General features: G+C 73.1%; 17 protein-coding genes. 12 read left to right on the forward strand and 5 right to left on the reverse strand.

Annotated elements, in window-relative coordinates:
* Positions 1-15: 15 nt before the first annotated feature.
* On the reverse strand, positions 16-1470 hold the full coding sequence (locus tag KUM03_RS23365; RefSeq protein WP_217251240.1) for a cytosine permease: 1455 nt from the start codon (positions 1468-1470) through the stop codon (positions 16-18).
* Between the two features lie 69 nt (positions 1471-1539).
* Between KUM03_RS23365 and KUM03_RS23370 the strand changes: the two genes are divergently transcribed.
* From KUM03_RS23370 to KUM03_RS23380, 3 genes are all read left to right on the forward strand, one after another.
* Positions 1540-2181 carry a TetR family transcriptional regulator C-terminal domain-containing protein gene (locus tag KUM03_RS23370; protein ID WP_217251241.1) on the forward strand — a complete coding sequence of 214 codons (642 nt, stop codon included), beginning with the start codon at positions 1540-1542 and terminating at the stop codon, positions 2179-2181.
* A 22-nt stretch (positions 2182-2203) separates the two neighbouring features.
* Positions 2204-3829 (forward strand): amidohydrolase, encoded by a 1626-nt coding sequence (locus tag KUM03_RS23375; protein WP_217251242.1) that lies wholly within the window; start codon positions 2204-2206, stop codon positions 3827-3829.
* 74 nt (positions 3830-3903) lie between these two features.
* A complete protein-coding gene (locus KUM03_RS23380) occupies positions 3904-4632 on the forward strand; it encodes a type 1 glutamine amidotransferase (protein WP_217251243.1) in 729 nt (242 codons plus the stop codon).
* On the opposite strand, the gene KUM03_RS23385 is transcribed toward KUM03_RS23380, so the two are convergent.
* Positions 4622-5797: a GDSL-type esterase/lipase family protein gene (locus tag KUM03_RS23385; RefSeq protein ID WP_217251244.1), complete on the reverse strand. Its 1176-nt coding sequence runs from the start codon at positions 5795-5797 to the stop codon at positions 4622-4624. The two genes, KUM03_RS23380 and KUM03_RS23385, sit on opposite strands and share 11 nt — an antisense overlap.
* 44 nt (positions 5798-5841) lie before the next feature.
* Positions 5842-6411 (reverse strand): TetR/AcrR family transcriptional regulator, encoded by a 570-nt coding sequence (locus tag KUM03_RS23390; protein ID WP_217251245.1) that lies wholly within the window; start codon positions 6409-6411, stop codon positions 5842-5844.
* Between the two features lie 71 nt (positions 6412-6482).
* On the opposite strand from KUM03_RS23390, the gene KUM03_RS23395 reads away from it, so the two are divergent.
* The 9 genes from KUM03_RS23395 to KUM03_RS23435 all read left to right on the forward strand — a co-directional run bounded on the left by KUM03_RS23395 (position 6483) and on the right by KUM03_RS23435 (position 14847).
* Positions 6483-6974 carry an FBP domain-containing protein gene (locus tag KUM03_RS23395; protein ID WP_217251246.1) on the forward strand — a complete coding sequence of 164 codons (492 nt, stop codon included), beginning with the start codon at positions 6483-6485 and terminating at the stop codon, positions 6972-6974.
* A gap of 128 nt (positions 6975-7102) precedes the next feature.
* A complete protein-coding gene (locus KUM03_RS23400; protein ID WP_217251247.1) occupies positions 7103-8074 on the forward strand; it encodes a GlxA family transcriptional regulator in 972 nt (323 codons plus the stop codon).
* Between the two features lie 28 nt (positions 8075-8102).
* The gene (locus KUM03_RS23405) at positions 8103-8660 is read left to right on the forward strand and encodes a DUF488 family protein (RefSeq protein WP_217251248.1); all 558 of its coding nucleotides are present in this window, start codon (positions 8103-8105) and stop codon (positions 8658-8660) included.
* Positions 8661-8712: 52 nt separating this feature from the next.
* The gene (locus KUM03_RS23410; RefSeq protein ID WP_217251249.1) at positions 8713-9651 is read left to right on the forward strand and encodes a hypothetical protein; all 939 of its coding nucleotides are present in this window, start codon (positions 8713-8715) and stop codon (positions 9649-9651) included.
* Positions 9652-9742: 91 nt separating this feature from the next.
* Entirely contained in the window at positions 9743-10084 is a 342-nt protein-coding gene (locus KUM03_RS23415) for an SCO0607 family lipoprotein (protein WP_254399724.1), read from the forward strand.
* Positions 10085-10263: 179 nt separating this feature from the next.
* The gene (locus KUM03_RS23420; RefSeq protein ID WP_217251250.1) at positions 10264-11085 is read left to right on the forward strand and encodes a hypothetical protein; all 822 of its coding nucleotides are present in this window, start codon (positions 10264-10266) and stop codon (positions 11083-11085) included.
* Between the two features lie 45 nt (positions 11086-11130).
* Complete coding sequence (locus KUM03_RS23425) at positions 11131-11994, forward strand: DMT family transporter (protein WP_217251251.1); 864 nt, start codon at positions 11131-11133, stop codon at positions 11992-11994.
* Between the two features lie 89 nt (positions 11995-12083).
* Positions 12084-13538 (forward strand): basic amino acid/polyamine antiporter, encoded by a 1455-nt coding sequence (locus KUM03_RS23430; protein ID WP_217251252.1) that lies wholly within the window; start codon positions 12084-12086, stop codon positions 13536-13538.
* A 46-nt stretch (positions 13539-13584) separates the two neighbouring features.
* Entirely contained in the window at positions 13585-14847 is a 1263-nt protein-coding gene (locus KUM03_RS23435; RefSeq protein WP_308406394.1) for an arginine deiminase, read from the forward strand.
* A 26-nt stretch (positions 14848-14873) separates the two neighbouring features.
* Here the strand turns inward: KUM03_RS23435 and KUM03_RS23440 are convergent, their stop codons facing one another.
* Together KUM03_RS23440 and KUM03_RS23445 are read right to left on the reverse strand one after the other, a co-directional pair.
* Entirely contained in the window at positions 14874-15152 is a 279-nt protein-coding gene (locus KUM03_RS23440; RefSeq protein WP_217251253.1) for a hypothetical protein, read from the reverse strand.
* A 119-nt stretch (positions 15153-15271) separates the two neighbouring features.
* Entirely contained in the window at positions 15272-16162 is an 891-nt protein-coding gene (locus KUM03_RS23445; protein WP_217251254.1) for an MBL fold metallo-hydrolase, read from the reverse strand.
* Positions 16163-16232: the final 70 nt, after the last annotated feature.

Raw genomic sequence — 16232 nt, forward strand, 5'->3', positions numbered from 1 at the left:
GGCCGGACCCGTCCCTCAGGGCGCCGGCGCCCGGAGTGCTCCGCCGCGTGTCAGGGCCGCGTAGAGCAGCGAGGCGGTGACGAGGCCGGCCGGCAGGGCGAGGTCCACTCCGCCGAGGGCGTGGGCGATCGGACCGGTGTAGAGGGTGTTGACGCACAGGGCCGCGACGGTGACGCCGCCGGCGAGGGCGAGGGCGCCCGCCGGGTTGACCCCGGCGGTGTACCAGAAGCGGCTGCCCGGCGTCTCGTCCATCAGCGCGGGACCGTCGTACCGGTTGCGCCGCAGGGCGATGTCCGTGGCGTAGACGGCCAGCGCGGGGCCGAGCAGGACGACGGTGAGCTGGAGGACGTTGCTGACGGTGTCGAGGAAGTCGGAGACGAGGAGCCCGTACAGGGTGAGGGCGACGGCGACGGTGCCGTCGGCGAGCACGCTGAGGGAGCGGCGGATGCGGATGCCGACGGCCTGGAGGGCGAGGCCCGCGCTGTAGGCGGTCAGGGCGTTGATGGCGATGGTGCCGAGGACCAGGGCGAGCAGGAGGACCGGGCCGAACCAGTCGGGCAGGAGCTGCCGCAGTCCCGCCTGCGGGTCCGTCATGTCGACCACCGTCGCGGCGAGGGCGCCGATCGAGCAGACGGCCACGCCGGGCAGGAAGCCGCCCAGGAAAGTCCAGCCGACGACGGCCCGGGCGGGCGTGGTGCGCGGGAGGTAGCGGGAGAAGTCGGCGCTGGTGGTGTACGACAGCGGGGCGGAGGCGATGAGGGTGACGCCGGCGACCAGGACGGTCAGCAGGCCCGTGCCGGTGAGTGGTTCGGCCGGTACGTAGGAGAAGTCGGTGTGCCGGAACACGCCCACGGCGACGACCGCGAAGGCGGCTGTCAGGGCCAGTGTGATGGGGAGGTACAACCTCATGATCATGGCGTGGCCGTAGACGCCGATGGCCAGGGTGAGGGCGGCGATCACCATCACCACGACGACCTTCACACCGGTGTTCGCGGTGATGCCGGCCATCTCCACGAGGGCGAAGGCGGCGGTCGCGGCGGCGGCCAGGTTCAGGGCGAAGTAGCAGACGGAGATCAGCCAGCCCACGATCGCGTTGTTCACGCGGTTGCCGCGCACCCCGTACATCGCCCGTGTGATGACCTCGCTCGGCGCGCCCGCCGCCGGCCCGGATGTCGAGAGCAGGCCGGTGAGCAGCCAGAAGAGGTTGCCCGCCACGATCACCGCCAGCGCCTGCCACAGGGTCAGGCCCATCAGGATCAGGGCGCCGCCGGTCACCAGACTCAGGTAGTTCACGTTTGCCGCGGCCCACACCGAGAACAACTGCCGCGGCCGTCCGTGGCGTTCGTGGTCGGGGATGTGGTCGATGCCGTGGGCCTCGACGCGGCCGGCCCGGTCCGACGGCGGCGGGGGCGGTGCCTCCTGGCGCGCGGCGCCGGTGCCGGGGTGCGGGTCGGGGATCGTGGACGCCATGAGGCTCCTCCGGGGTGCTGGTGTCCCACCTGCTTGCTTGTTGGTCGCACACTCAATAGCATTGATTCCATGCCGTCAAGCATTCCGAACAAGCGAATCCGCAAGTCTCCGGCCGCCAGACGTGCGGAAATCGTTGTAGCGGCGTCCGGGGTCGCAGTGACCGAGGGGCTGGAGTGCATCACTCTGCGGCGGGTCGCCGAGGAGCTGGACGTGCGCCCCGGACTGATCAGCCACTACTTCCCGGCGGTGGAGGACCTGGTGGCGGAGGCGTACGGCGACGCCGCCTGCGCCGAGCTCGACGAACTCCTCCCCGCCGACCTGGACGGCGCGACGCCGACCCGGCGGCTGGCCCAGTTCTTCGCCCGGGCGACCGGGCCGGACTTCGACGACATCAGCCGGCTGTGGCTCAACGCCCGGCACCTGAGCCGTTACCGGCCCGCCCTGCGCGAGAGGGTTGCCGTCCAGGAGGCGGCCTGGCGCGACCGGCTGGAGGCGGTGATCCGCGACGGCGTCGAGCGGGGCGAGTTCCGCACCGACGACCCGCTGGTGGCCGCGATCCAGATCCTGGTCGTCCTCGACGGCCTCGGCATGCTCGTCAACAGCGCCGACACCGGTGACGACCCGCCCGCGGTGCGACGGATGCCGATCACCACCGCGGAGCGCGAACTCGGCCTGCCCGCGGGCGCTCTGACGACCACCGACACCAACTGAACCGCCCCCTCAAGGAGTGACTGTGCGCACCTCTCTCGTCCTGCTCTCGGCCCGGCTGCTCGACCCGGTGACCGGCGAGTTCCTGCCGCAGACCGCGCTGGCCGCGGCCGGCGGCCGGATCAGTGCCCTCGGTGACGACCGGGAGATCCGTGCGCTCGCGGACGCCTCGACCACGGTCGTCGACCTGAAGGGCGCCGTGGTGACACCCGGCCTGGTCGACGGGCACATCCACCCGGTCACCGGTGCCGAACTGACCCACGGCCTCGACCTGTCGGGCTGCACCGACGTCGGCCAGGTGCGCGAGGCGCTGGCCCGCGCGGTGCGGGACCTCTCCCCCGGCGCGTGGCTGCACGGCTGGGGCCTGGACCCCAACGTCTTCGGTGACCGCCCGGTGGAGACGGCGCCCTTCGACTCGGTGCTCGACGGCGTGCCCGCGCTGCTGCTGCTCTTCGACGCGCACTCGATGCTGGCCAGCCGGCGGGCCCTGGAGCTGGCCGGGGTGGACGGGCCGCGCTCCTTCGACCAGGCGACGGCCGAGGTGGTGTGCGACGCCGGCGGGCGGCCCACGGGCCTGCTGCTGGAGGACGCCGCGTGCGAACTGGTGGAGCGGGTCGCCCCGCAGCCCACCCGGGCGGAGCGCCTCGACCGGCTCGCCGCGGCCCTGCGCGCCATGGCGGCCACCGGACTGACGGGCGGTCACGTCATGGACGCGGGCGGCGACAGCCTCGACCTCTTCGCCGAGCTGGACCAGGCGGGACGGCTGCCGCTGCGGCTCCGGGTGGCGCCCTGGTGCCAGCCGGGCACCGGCGCGGACGGGGTGCGCGCCCTCGTCGAGGGGCAGGGCGTGGGCGGCCGGCTGTGGCGGACCGCCGGCGTCAAGATCTTCATGGACGGGACCGTCGACAACGGCACCGCCTGGCTGGAGCAGCCGGACTGCCACGGCGAGTCCCGGCACGCCTTCTGGCCGGACCCCGCGGAGTACACCCGCGTCGTCGGCGAGCTGCACCGGGCCGGCGTGCCGACGGCCACCCACGCGATCGGTGACGCGGCCGTACGTCACGTCCTCGACGCGGTCGAGAAGGCGCAGGCGGACGGCGGACGCGGGGTGCGGCACCGGGTCGAGCACATCGAGACCGTCCCGGACGACACGCTGCGCCGGTTCGCCGAACTCGGGGTCGTGGCCTCCATGCAGCCCACCCACTGCTGCGACTTCACCCGGGCCGACCACACCGACAACTGGTCCCGGCGGCTGGGCGAGCCGCGCGCCTCGCGGGCCTGGCGCTGCCGCGACCTGCACGACTCGGGTGCCGTCGTGGTGCTGGGCTCCGACTGGCCCATCGCCCCCTACCCGCCGCTGGGCGTCATGGCCGGCGCCCGCCACCGCCGCCCGACCCGCGACCTCAGCCGGGCGCCGCACGGCCCGGAGCAGGCGCTGTCGGCGCTGGAGGCGCTGCGCGGCACGACGGTCAACGCGGCCTACGCGGCGGGCGAGGAGCACGAGGCCGGGCGGATCGCCGTCGGTCACCGCGCCGACCTGACGGTACTCGCCGCCGACCCGCTCACCGTTCCGGCCACCGAACTGGCCGACGTGCCGGTGCTGTTGACCGTGCTGGACGGCGACCCGACACACCGTGCCGCGAGTCTGTGACCCCCGGGGAGGTTGCGGCCCGACGCGCTCCGGGCAGTGAGGTGGTGTCCGAGAGCTGAGGCAGGGAGTGGGCGATGGCGCGGCTGCTGGTGGTGCAGAACGGTCCGGGCGGCGGGCCGGGCCGGTTCGGTGACTGGCTCGTCGCGGACGGCGTGTCACTGGACGTCGTGCACGCGTACGCCGGTGCCCCGCTCCCCCGTCACCTCGCGCACGACGGTGTCGTGGTGCTCGGGGGCGGTTACCTGCCCGGCGACGACGTGCGCGCGCCCTGGCTGGCGCCCACCCGAGCACTCGTCGCCGAGGCACTGGAGCGGGGCGCCCCCGTGTTCGGGATCTGCCTCGGCGGGCAGCTCCTCGCCCACGTCGCGGGCGGCACGGTACGGGGCGAGCACGGCGAACCGGAGTTCGGCAGCACCCCGCTCACCCTGCGGCCCGGCGCCGGTGGCGATCCGCTCTCCGGGGGGCTGCCGGAACGGGTGACGGCCGTCGAGCACCATGTGGACGCCATCACCGCCTTGCCGCCGGACGCCGCCTGGCTGATGGAGAGCGAGCGGTGCCCGTACCAGGCGTTCCGGGTCGGTGACCGGGCCTGGGGCGTGCAGTTCCACCCGGAGGCGGGCGCGGACCGGATGCGGTCGTGGGATCCGGAGCGGATGCGGGCCCGGGGGCTGGACCCGGCGGAGCTGTGCCGCCGGGCGGAGCACGACGAGCCGGCCGCCGAAGCGGTCTGGCACGGGGTCGCCCGGCGTTTCGCCGCGGTCGTACGGGGCCGCGGCCATGGGGAGCCGGGCTTCAGCCGGTGAAGGCGCCGCGGTCGCCGAAGGCCAGCTCGGCGAAGCGTTCGCCCATGCGGCGGTGGGTGGCGGCGTCCGGGTGGAGGTTGTCGGGCAGGGGCAGCTCGGCCGCGTCGGCCTCGCCATAGAGGTCGCGGCCGTCGAGGTAGTGCAGGTTCGGGTCGTCGGCCGCCCGCTGGGCCACGATCCGGGCCAGCTCCTCCCTGATGACGTTCAGGGTCAGCTTCCCGCTCGCGCGTTCCGCCGGGTCGCCGGTGGCCACGAAGCGCAGCCGCCCCTCGGCGACCTCGCTGAAGTCGGGAGCCAGGGGGCCGGGCGTGTCCTCGTGGACGGGGCACAGGACCGGCGAGACGACCAGCAGCGGGGCGGTGGGGTGGCCCTCTCGGACCGTGTCGAGGAAACCGTGCACGGCGGGGCCGAAGGCGCGCAGTCGCATGAGGTCGGCGTTGACCACATTGATGCCGATCTTGACGCTGATCAGGTCGGCGGGGGTGTCTCGCATGGCCCGCGCGGTGAACGGGTCGAGCAGGGCGCTGCCGGACAGCCCCAGGTTGATCAGCTCGACGCCGCCGAGCAAGGCGGCGAGCGCGGGCCAGGTCGTGGTGGGGCTCGCGGCGTCGGAGCCGTGGCTGATCGAGCTGCCGTGGTGCAGCCAGACCCTGCGGCCGGAGTCCCGGGCGGGTTCGACGGGGGCGTCGGTGCGCAGGGCGACGAGTTCGGTGGTCTCGTTGTGCGGCAGCCAGACCTCGATGTCCTTGTCGCCCTCGGGCAGGTCCGGGAAGCGGAGGGTGCCGGCCGGGCCGGGCTCGACGGAGGCCGTGCCGGCGGTCATGTCGATGGTGAGGGTGTTGCCGCCCACGACACTGCCCCGGCCCGCCGGGCGGCCGTCGACCAGCAGGTCGTAGATGCCGTCCGGGCGCGGCGGGGTGCCCGCGTAGACGCGCTTGGTGGGCAGCGTGTCCAGTTCGAGGATGGTGGCGCGGGTGCGCAGCGCCAGGCGTACGCCGGAGGGCTGGGACTCGGCCATGGCCAGCTGTCCGTCGGTGTTCTGGGCGCGGGCCCGGGCCGGCAGCCGGTGCGGCAGGAGTCCGTGCTCGGTGCGCTCCAGGTCGAGGGCGCCGCGGACCAGGTCCGGGGTGATCGGCGTGGTGATCAGGTCGTCGTGGGCGTGCATCTCGTTCTCCGGCTGTGGTGGTGTCTCGGTTCGCGGTAGGGGACTCAGGGGGCCGGCCAGTTGCGCAGCAGTGCGTCGAGGGCGTCCACGATCCGGGTCCAGGTCTCCTGGGTGTCGGGGGCGCTGTGGTCGAAGCCGCCGCCCATCTCGAGGCTGACGTAGCCGTGGAAGACGCTGCCCAGCAGCCGGACCGCGTGAGTCTGGTCGGGTTCCGTCAGGTCGTAGCCGCGCAGGACGGCCCGGGTCATCCGCGCGTGGCGGACCCCCGCGCTCGCGGCCGCCGTCTCGGGGTCCAGGCGCAGCTGGGCCGCGGCGTAGCGGCCGGGGTGTTCCCGGGCGTAGTCGCGGTAGACGTCCGCGAAGGCGGCCAGGGCGTCCTTGCCGGCCCGTCCGGCCAGGGCGGTGGCGGCCCGGTCGGCCATTTCCTCCAGGGCGAGCAGGGCGATGCGGGTCTTGAGGTCCTGGGAGCCCCGTACGTGCGAGTACAGACTCGCGACCTTGACGTCGAACTGGCGGGCCAGCGCGGAGACCGTCACCTGGTCGAAGCCGACCTCGTCGGCCAGTTCCGCGCCCGCCCGGACCAGGCGTTCCGTGGTCAGCCCCACGCGCACCATAACCATCCTTCCGTTCGCCTGAATCAATTATGCATTTGCCTAAGCCTTTTAGGCAACCTACGCTCCGTCGTATGAGACCCCTGAACGACAAAGAGATCCGCGCCGCCTTCGTGAACTGCTCCAAGGGCGCCGCCAAGCGCCTGTCCGTGCCGCACGACCTGGCCGACCGCCCGTGGGGCGACCTGGACTACTTCGGCTGGCGGGACCCGCAGGCGCCGGACCGGGCCTACCTCGTGGCCGAACTGGACGGCCGTCCGACCGGGCTCGCGATGCGCGCCTCCGGCGCGGGCTCCGGGCAGACGCGGCGCAGCATGTGCTCGATGTGCCTGACGACCCACTCCGGCGGCGTCTCGCTGATGGTCGCGCCCAAGGCCGGCAAGGCCGGGCAGCAGGGCAACTCGGTGGGTGCCTACATATGCGGCGACCTGGCCTGTTCGCTGTATGTGCGCGGCATCCGGGAGCCGGACGCCGGGGCGCGGCTGCACGAGACGATCACGCTGGAGGAGAAGATCCTGCGTACGGTCGCCAACGTCGCGGCGTTCGTCGACAGGGTGGTCGCCTGACGTGGCGTTCCTGACAACTTTCAACGGGAAAGTGCCACGGTGCCGGGAACGCTCCTGACCTGCGCTTCAATGGGCTGGTGGCCAGCCGTGGCCACGGCCGCCGTCCGGTGAGGAGGTCCGTTCCGGCCATGCACACCGTCGCCGTACTCGCGCTGGACCAGGTGATCCCGTTCGACCTGTCCACCCCCATCGAGGTCTTCGCCCGCACCAGCCTCCCCGACGGGCGCCCCGGCTACCAGATCCGCGTGTGCGCCGAACACCCCGAGACCGACGCCGGGGCCTTCACCCTGCGCGCGCCGTGGGGCCTGGACGGTCTGCGGGACGCGGACACGGTCGTCGTGCCGGGTACGGCCACCGCCGGCGCCCCGCTCTCCCCGGCCGTCCGCGACGCGCTGCGCGCGGCCGCCGCGAACGGCACCCGCATCGCGTCCATCTGCTCCGGCACCTTCCCACTGGCCGCCACCGGGCTGCTCGACGGCCTGCGGGCGACCACCCACTGGGCCGCCGCCGACGTCCTGGCCGCGGCACACCCGGACGTCGAGGTCGACCCGGACGTCCTGTACGTCGACAACGGCCAGTTCCTCACCTCGGCCGGCGCCGCCGCGGGACTGGACCTGTGCCTGCACATGATCCGCCGCGACTACGGCTCGGCGGTCGCCGCCCACGCCGCACGGCTGTCGGTCATGCCGCTGGAACGCGAGGGCGGCCAGGCGCAGTTCATCGTGCACGACTACCCGCCCACACCCCGCGGGTCCGCCCTGGAGCCGCTGCTCACGTGGTTGCGGGACAACCTGTCCCGCGACCTCGCCCTCGCCGACATCGCCGACCACGCCGGCCTGAGCACCCGCACGCTGATACGCCGCTTCCGGGAACAGACCGGCTCCACCCCGCTGCAGTGGCTGCACCGGGCCCGCGTCCGGCAGGCGCAGCACCTGCTGGAGACCACGGAGCACTCCGTGGAGCGCGTCGCGGCACAGGTCGGCTTCGGTTCGCCCACCGCGTTCCGTGACCGTTTCAAGCGGACCACCGGAGTCAGCCCGCACGCCTACCGGCGCTCGTTCGGCCGGGCGGCGCCGCGGGTGCGCGGCCGGGAGGCATGAGCACGGGCGGCGCGGGGACCCCGACCACATGTCGCATCCCCACCTGGTCACCTTCGGACACGGCACCGCGGGCCGCGCCGCACTGGCCGAGCTGCTGCGGGGCGCCGACGTGTCGGCCGTGGTCGACGTCAGGACCGCGCCGGGCAGCCGCCGCGACCCAGACCTGCTGCGGGAACGGCTCGCCCGGTGGCTGCCCGAGGAGGGCTTCGCCTACCGGTGGGAGCAGCGGCTGGGCGGCTTCCGCAAGCCGGCGCCGGACTCGCCCGACGTCGTGTGGCGCAACACGTCCTTCCGCGGGTACGCCGGCCACACCCGTGCACCGGACTTCGTCACCGCCATGGACGAGTTGCTGGAGCAGGCCGCGCGGGAACGCACCACGGTGATGTGCAGCGAGGCCGTGTGGTGGCGGTGCCACCGGCGCCTCATCGCCGACTTCGCCGTGCTGGCCCGCGGCACTCCCGTGGACCACCTCATGCACGACGGCCGCCTGACGCCCCACTCCCCCACCCCGGGGGCACGGCTGCGGACGGACGGACTCCTCGTGTACGACGACGAGGACGAGGCGGCGAGGCACGCGCCGTCGTAGCGGGTTCGTGGCCGTCGGTGGCGCACACACGTCGAGGTGGAGGCGGAGGACCATGCAGCGCAGGGGCGGACACCGCCGGGAGGACGGCGACCACGACGCGGAGTCGGTCGAGTCGGTGCTCGACGAGCTCTACACGACACCGCCGTCCGACTTCGTCGCCCTCCGCGAGGAGCACGCCAAGGCCGCCAGGACCGCCGGCCACAAGGAGGACGCCCGCCGTATCCACGCGGCCCGCCGACCCACGCTGTCGGCCTGGGCGGCGAACCTGCTGACCCGTTCCCGGCCCGAGGAGAGCCGGCGGTTCCTGGACCTGGGGCAGGCGCTGCGCGAGGCATACCGCACCCTGGACGCCGACGGTCTCAAGGAGCTCTCCGCGCAGCGCCGGAGCGTCGTCTCCGCGCTGTCCCGGCAGGCCGCACGGCTCGCCCGCGAGGCGGGGCACCGGCTGTCCGAAGCGGCGCAGCGGGAGGTCGAGTCGACGCTGCAGGCCGTCCTCGCGGACCCGGACGCGGCCGCGCGATGGGCCGGCGGGCGCCTGGAGGGGTCGCTCACCCCGCCCTCGGAGTTCCCCTCGGACACCGTCCCGGCCGAACCCGCGCCGCGCGAGCGGGCCACCCGGACGAAGACTCACCCCACGGGCCGCGCGAAGGACGAACTCGCCGAACGGCGCCGCAAGCGCCGGCAGGACCTCACCCGCGCAGAACAGGCGGCCGAGCGGGCCGAGCGGCAGGTGCGTGACCGAAGGGCGGAACACGCGGACGCCGACTCCGCGTTCCGGCACACCGGCGACGAACTCGACCGGGCACGCGAGGAGGTGTCCGCCGCCGAGCGGCGGCTGCGGCAGGCACAACAACGACTGGAGCGGGCCGAGCGGGAACGGTGTGAGTCACAAGAGCGCGAGCGCACGGCGGCGGACGCCCTGGACCGGGCCGAACACGAGGCACGTGAGGCCGCACGGCAGGTCGACCGGCTGGCCGGCCGAGTCAAGTAGTACGGCGCACACGACTGAGTACCCGTACTCATGAGGAGGCGGACCAGGCCGGAGGAGGCTTGCCGTGTCAGCCGGCCAGAGGGAGCCAAACATGCGCGTCGTCAGCCCAGTTCACCGTCAGTCAGCCGTGCGCGGCGAGCAGCGCGCCGCACGTTCCGTCATGGGTCTCGCACTGGTCTGCGCGACCGCCGCCGCGGTGCTGACCGGATGCTCCATGAAGGAGGCGATCTGCGGCGGCGGCGAGTACCCGGTCCTCACCGTCGGCGGCACCGGCAGCGCGTGCGTGCCCAACGGCGAGGAAGCGCCCGGGGGTTACACCCGTTACCCCGAGGGCAAGGTGCCCGAGCACGTCGATGACGAGTGGGACACCTACTGGCGGACACACACCGTCGACAAGGACGGGAACATCGCGGAGGTGCCCGAGGGCCAGTGAGCGCGGGGTGTTCGCGCGCCGAACGCACGCACGAGGAAATACGGCGGGACATACCACGATGACGGCCATACGTGGTATACCGGCCGGACGCCGATCGGACATGGTCCTCATGTCCCGCGCCCGAAGTCCCGTCGTTCCTCCCGAGCCTTCACGGCCGCGAATCGAGGAGAGTCAACAGCATGTCCGAGAGCACGACGCAGCCCGCCACCGAACTGGCATCGCAGTACAGCGTCCAGGTGACCGACGACCTGGAGCGCAACCTCAAGGAGCAGGAACGCATCAGCGCGGAGATCACCGCCCTCCAGCAGCAGCTGGCCGCGCTGCAGCACGACCACGCCCTGCTGGTGAACATGCAGCAGGCGCTGGGCATCACCCCGCCGCCCTCCCCGCCGGTGACCGCGACGGAGTCCGCCGCCGCGGCCGACTCGGCCACCGTTCCCGCGCCCCGCGACGGTGTCACCGCGGAGCCGGCCGCCGGTAAGCGGACGCGGGGCCGCAAGACCGCCGCCGCTCCCAAGCGCGCCGCCGCACCGAAGCCCGGCGCCAAGCCGGGCGCCAAGCCGAGCGCCAAGCCGGCCGCCAAGTCCGCGGCCAGGTCCAAGCCGGCCGCCAAGTCCGCGAAGGCGGCCCCGAAGCAGGCCTCGAAGCCGTCCGCCAAGGCCGCCGGGAAGACGGCGGCCAAGAAGTCGTCGCCGCAGGCCCCGTCCGCCCAGCAGGCCGCCGCCCAGCCCACACTGGTCGAGCTGGTCCGCACCCACCTCGCCGAACAGAGTGAGCCGCGCTCCGCCGCCGAGATCACCACGGCGCTCGACCGGGCGCACTCCGAACGCACCATCAAGACCACGGTCGTGCGCACCACTCTCGAGGGGCTCGTCGCCAGGAACCAGGCGCAGCGCACCAAGCAGGGCACCTCGGTCTACTACACCGCCACCGACGCCCCCGAGGCGGCGAAGCAGCAGGACACCGAGGAGAAGGCGACGCCCGCGCAGCGCGAGGACTGACGGCCGCCGCGCGCGGCCGGAGGGAAACCGGGCGAGTATCGGTGGATGGGTGTCGTACTGCCGGTGCTCTTCGCACTCCTCGCCGCGTTCAGCAACGCGCTGGCCACCGTGCTCCAGCGCCGGGCGGCGTTGACCGTGCCCCAGACGCAGGGGTTCCGCCCGGGGCTCGTCGTCGACCTGCTGCGGCGGCCGGTGTGGCTCGGCGGCATGCTCGCCGTGGTCGTGGCCGGCGTGGCGCAGGCGGTGGCTCTGGCGACGGGGCCGCTGTCACTCGTACAGCCGCTGTTCGTGCTGGAACTTCCGCTGGCGCTGCTGCTGGCCTCGCTGATGACCGGCCGACACCTGGCCCCCGCCCTGTGGCTGGCCGTGGGCGGGGTGGTCGTCGGGCTGGGACTCGCGCTGGTGTCGGCCGCGCCGGACGCGGGCCAGGAGGACGTTCCCCTGGACCGCTGGCTGCCCGCTCTGGCGGCCTGCGCCGGAGCGGCGGTGCTGTTGGCGGCGGCCGGTCTGAGGCGCCCCGTCGGCAAGGCCCGCGCCGGTTGCCTCGGTGCGGCCACCGCGGTCTGCTACGCGCTGACGGCGGCCCTGATGAAGGACGCCATGCGCGTCCTGGACACGGACGGACTGCCCGGCTTCCTGACCACGTGGCAGACGTACGGCTTCGCCGCGGCCGGGGTCGGTGCCGTGCTCCTGCTGGAGCACGCCATGCAGGGCGGCCCCCTGGTCGCCTCCCAGCCCGCCCTCACCCTGGGGGACGCCGCGGTGAGCCTCATGCTCGGCGTGATCCTCTACCGCGAGGACGTACGCGGCGGCTGGTGGGTCCTGCCGCAGCTGCTCGGGGTCGCCCTCATCGTCGTGGGCGTCCTGACGCTCGCCCGGCGAGGAGGGGATCTGCGCACCGGAGGCTGAGCGTCACCGGGTGCCGGGTGAACAAGATGCCCTGAGCCACCATGTGCGGCACAGTGGTCGCGAATCGTCCGGCGACCCAGAGGGACGGCATGTCGCAGGCCGCTACGACCGACGCCGGCGGGGAGGCCCCGCCGGCCGCCAAGCTGCCCCTGTTCACCCTGACGGCCATGGTCGTCGGGTCGATGGTGGGTGCCGGAGTGTTCTCGCTGCCGGGGCGGTTCGCCGAGGAGACCGGCGTCGCGGGCGCACTGATCGCCTGGGCGATCGCCGGTACGGGCATGCTGATGCTGGCCTTCGTCTTCCAGTCCCTCGCCGTGCGCAGACCCGACCTCGACGCCGGTGTGTACGCGTACGCCAAGGCGGGCTTCGGCGAGTACCTGGGCTTCTTCGCGGCCTTCGGCTACTGGGCCAGCACCTGCGTGGGCAACGTGACCTACTGGGTGCTCATCATGTCGACGATCGGCTCGATCTGGCCGGGGCTCGGTGACGGCGACACCGCCCTCGCCGTGGTCCTGTCCTCGATCGGGCTGTGGGCGTTCTTCTGGATGATCCGGCGCGGGGTGAAGGAAGCGACGGCCATCAACAAGATCGTGACGGTGGCCAAGCTCGTCCCCATCGTCATCTTCGTGATCCTGGCGCTGGTGTACTTCCGACCGGCCGTGTTCGCCGACAACTTCGGCGGAACGGACTACGCGGGCTCCCTGTTCTCGCAGGTGCGCGGCACCATGCTGGCCACCGTGTTCGTGTTCCTCGGGGTCGAGGGCGCCAGCGTCTACTCCCGGCACGCCGAGCGCCGTTCGGACGTGGGCAGGGCGACGGTGCTGGGCTTCCTCAGCGTGTTCGCGGTCTTCGCGTCGGTGACCATCGTGTCGTACGGCATCATGCCGATGGCCGAAATCGCGGAGCTGCGCCAGCCGTCCATGGCGGGCGTCCTGGAGGAGGCCGTCGGGACCTGGGGCAGGGTGTTCATCAGCGTCGGTCTGATCGTGTCGGTGCTGGGCGCCTATCTGGCGTGGACGCTGATGGCGGCGGAGGTACTCTTCGTCGCGGCCAAGGACGACGACATGCCGCGCTTCCTGCGCCGCGCCAACGCGGTCGACGTGCCCGTGCCGGCGCTGCTGATGACGTCGCTGCTCACCCAGGTGGTGCTGATCGCCACCAGTTTCTCGGACGACGCGTTCAACTTCGCGCTCAACCTGACCAGCGCACTGTCCCTGATCCCGTATCTGCTGGCGGCCGCCTTCGCGGTGCGGATCGGCGTCCGCGACGACCCGCGCACGGAGGGCGGGCGGAGCTCCCGGCGGGAGCTGGCCGTCGGTGTCGTCGCCACGCTGTACACCGCGTTCCTGCTGTACGCGGCCGGGCTGAAGTTCGTCCTGGTCTCCTTCATCCTCTACGCCCCGGCCACCGCGCTGTTCGTGATGGCCCGCCGCGAGCAGGGCAGACGGCTGTTCTCCCCGGCGGAGCTCGTCGTCCTGGCCGTCTCCGTGGCCGGTGCGGTCCTGGGCCTCGTGGCGCTGGCGGCCGGATGGATCAGCCTGTGAGCCGCGTCCCCTCTCCCCCACATCCCGCACCGTTCAGGGAGGCCCTGTGACCAGCAACGACAGCGCCCCGATGCCCGCCCTCGGCGTCCACTCCGAGGTGGGCAGGCTGCGCAAGGTCCTGGTGTGCTCCCCCGGCCTCGCGCACCGGCGGCTCACCCCGACCAACTCCGACGACCTGCTCTTCGACGACGTGATGTGGGTGGAGAACGCCCAGCGCGACCACGCCGCGTTCGTCGGCGAGCTGCGCCGGCGCGGGGTCGAGGTGGTGGAGCTGCACGACCTGCTCGCGCAGATCATGGCGATCCCCCAGGCGAAGGCATGGCTGCTGGACCGCAAGATCACCGCCAATCAGGTCGGCGTCGGCCTCATCGACGCCACCCGCGCCTACCTGGAGACCCTCTCGCCCAGGGAACTGGCCGAGTACCTGGTCGGCGGACTCGCGGTCGGTGATCTGCCCGAGGACTTCCGCTCCCCGTACCTGGCCCTGGCCCGCGAGTCCACCGGCGCCCGCGAGTACCTGATGCCGCCGCTGCCCAACACCCTCTACACCCGCGACACCACCTGCTGGCTGTACGGCGGAGTGACCCTCAACCCGCTGTACTGGCCGGCGCGGCACGACGAGACGCTGCTGATGAAGGCGGTCTACCTCTTCCACCCCGACTTCAGGGACAGCGAGGTGTGGTGGGGCGACCCCGAACTGGACTGGGGGCAGGCCACCTTCGAGGGCGGCGACATCATGCCGGTGGGCAACGGCGTGGTCCTCATGGGCATGAGCGAGCGCACCTCGCGGCAGGCCATCACCCAGGTCGCCGCGTCGCTGTTCCGCAGTGGTGCCGCCGAGCACGTCGTCGTGGCCGGGATGCCGAAGCTGCGGTCCGCCATGCACCTGGACACGGTGTTCACCTTCGCCGACCGCGACGTGGTGACCCTCTACCCGCGCATCATGGACGCGGTCCACACCTTCTCGCTGCGCCCCGGGGACCGGGCCCCCGGCTTCGACGTCGTCGACGAGGGCACGACGCCGTTCACCGACGTGGTCGCCAAGGCGCTCGGGCTGTCCTCGCTGCGGGTGGTGGAGACGGGCGGCGACGCCTACGCCTCCGAACGCCAGCAGTGGGACAGCGGCAACAACGCGGTCGCGATCGAACCGGGCGTGGTGTTCACCTACGACCGCAACACGCTCACCAACGCCCTGCTGCGCGAGGCCCGTATCGAGGTCGTCACCATCGTGGGCGCGGAGCTGGGCCGGGGCCGCGGCGGCGGGCACTGCATGACCTGCCCGCTGGTGCGGGACCCGGTCGACTTCTGACCGCCCCGGGGCCCCGCGGCCGTCCGTCACCGGCAGAACCCGTACGCCTGCTCCAGCCACCGGTGCAGTGCCGTGTGGACGCTGCCGGGGAGCTCGCTGAGCCGCTCGATGGCGGCCCGGTCCCCGGCGGAGGGCGCGATGCCGGCCGTGGTCAGCAGGGCCAGCAGGTCCAGGCGCCGCAGGTCGACGGGGTCGACGCGGCACGGCACGCGTTCGGCGGGGTGGGGCGGCTGGAGCAGGAAGTCGCCGTCGGTGTCGCCGGAGCGCGCCGGGTCGGCGGCGGTCGGGGCAGTCATGGTGTGCATACCGCGGTCCTCCACTTGGTGGGTCGCCTTGGTCGGCGTTCTCGACGGCAAGGGACACCGGCGCGGCGGCGGTGGTTGCGGACCGTCCGCCGGACCACACGGTGGATGCAATCGGCGCCTTATCGCACGAACCGGCCGGGCACGGGCGTCAGCCGGTAGGCGTCCCGGTGGCCGACGACCCGGCCCGCGGTGGGCGGTGGGAAGTGGGTGCCCAGCACCAGGGTGCCGGTGCCGGCCAGTGAGGCGAGCAGGGAGCGCCTGGTCGACTCGGCGAGGGCGGGGTCGATGTCCACGCAGCTGCCCAGCGCGGGGTGGGCGAGTTGCACGGGGTGGTGGACGCAGTCCCCGGTGACGAGCGCGCCGGCGCCGGGTCCGCCCACCCGCACGGCGACGTGGCCCGGGGTGTGGCCCGGGGTCGGCAGGATGCGCAGGCCGGGCGCGAGGCCGGTGCCCTCGGCGGGTACGTCCACGACGTCGAGCAGCCCGGCGTCCTCGACCGGGCGCACGGAGTCCCGGAACATCTGGCGCCGGGGCTCGTCCATCGGGTACGCGGCCCAGAAGTCGCGCTCGGCCCGGGAGACCACGTAGCGGGCGTTGGGGAAGGTGGGGACCCAGCCGTCGTCGGTCCGCCGCGTGTTCCAGCCGACGTGGTCGGTGTGCAGGTGGGTCAGGATCACCAGGTCGACGGTGTCCGGGGGGAAGCCCGCCTCCGTGAGCCGCTCCAGGTAGTCGGTGCGCAGGTCGTGCCAGGCCGGGTTCGCGCGCGTCTTGCCGTTGCCGATGCCGGTGTCGACGAGGACGCGCAGCCCGCCGGTGGTCAGGGCGAAGGTGTGGCTGCCGAGGCGCAGGACGCCGTCGTCGTCGGCGAAGTCGGGGCGCAGCCACTCCTCGCGGGTCACCAGGTCCGGGGTGGCGCCGGGCAGCAGCCAGGGTCCGGTGGCGGGCGGCAGGAGGGTCTCGTCGACGCGGTGGACGGTGGTGTCGCCCACGGTCCAGGAAGGGGTGTGCATGGCGGTGCCGTCTTTCGTCGGGCTCACTAAAAGCTATTGGTTTGCGTTTGGCCACCGTAGAACCTATGGT

Origin of the sequence: Streptomyces sp. AC602_WCS936, from assembly GCF_019049125.1 — a bacterium.
Classification (GTDB): domain Bacteria; phylum Actinomycetota; class Actinomycetes; order Streptomycetales; family Streptomycetaceae; genus Streptomyces.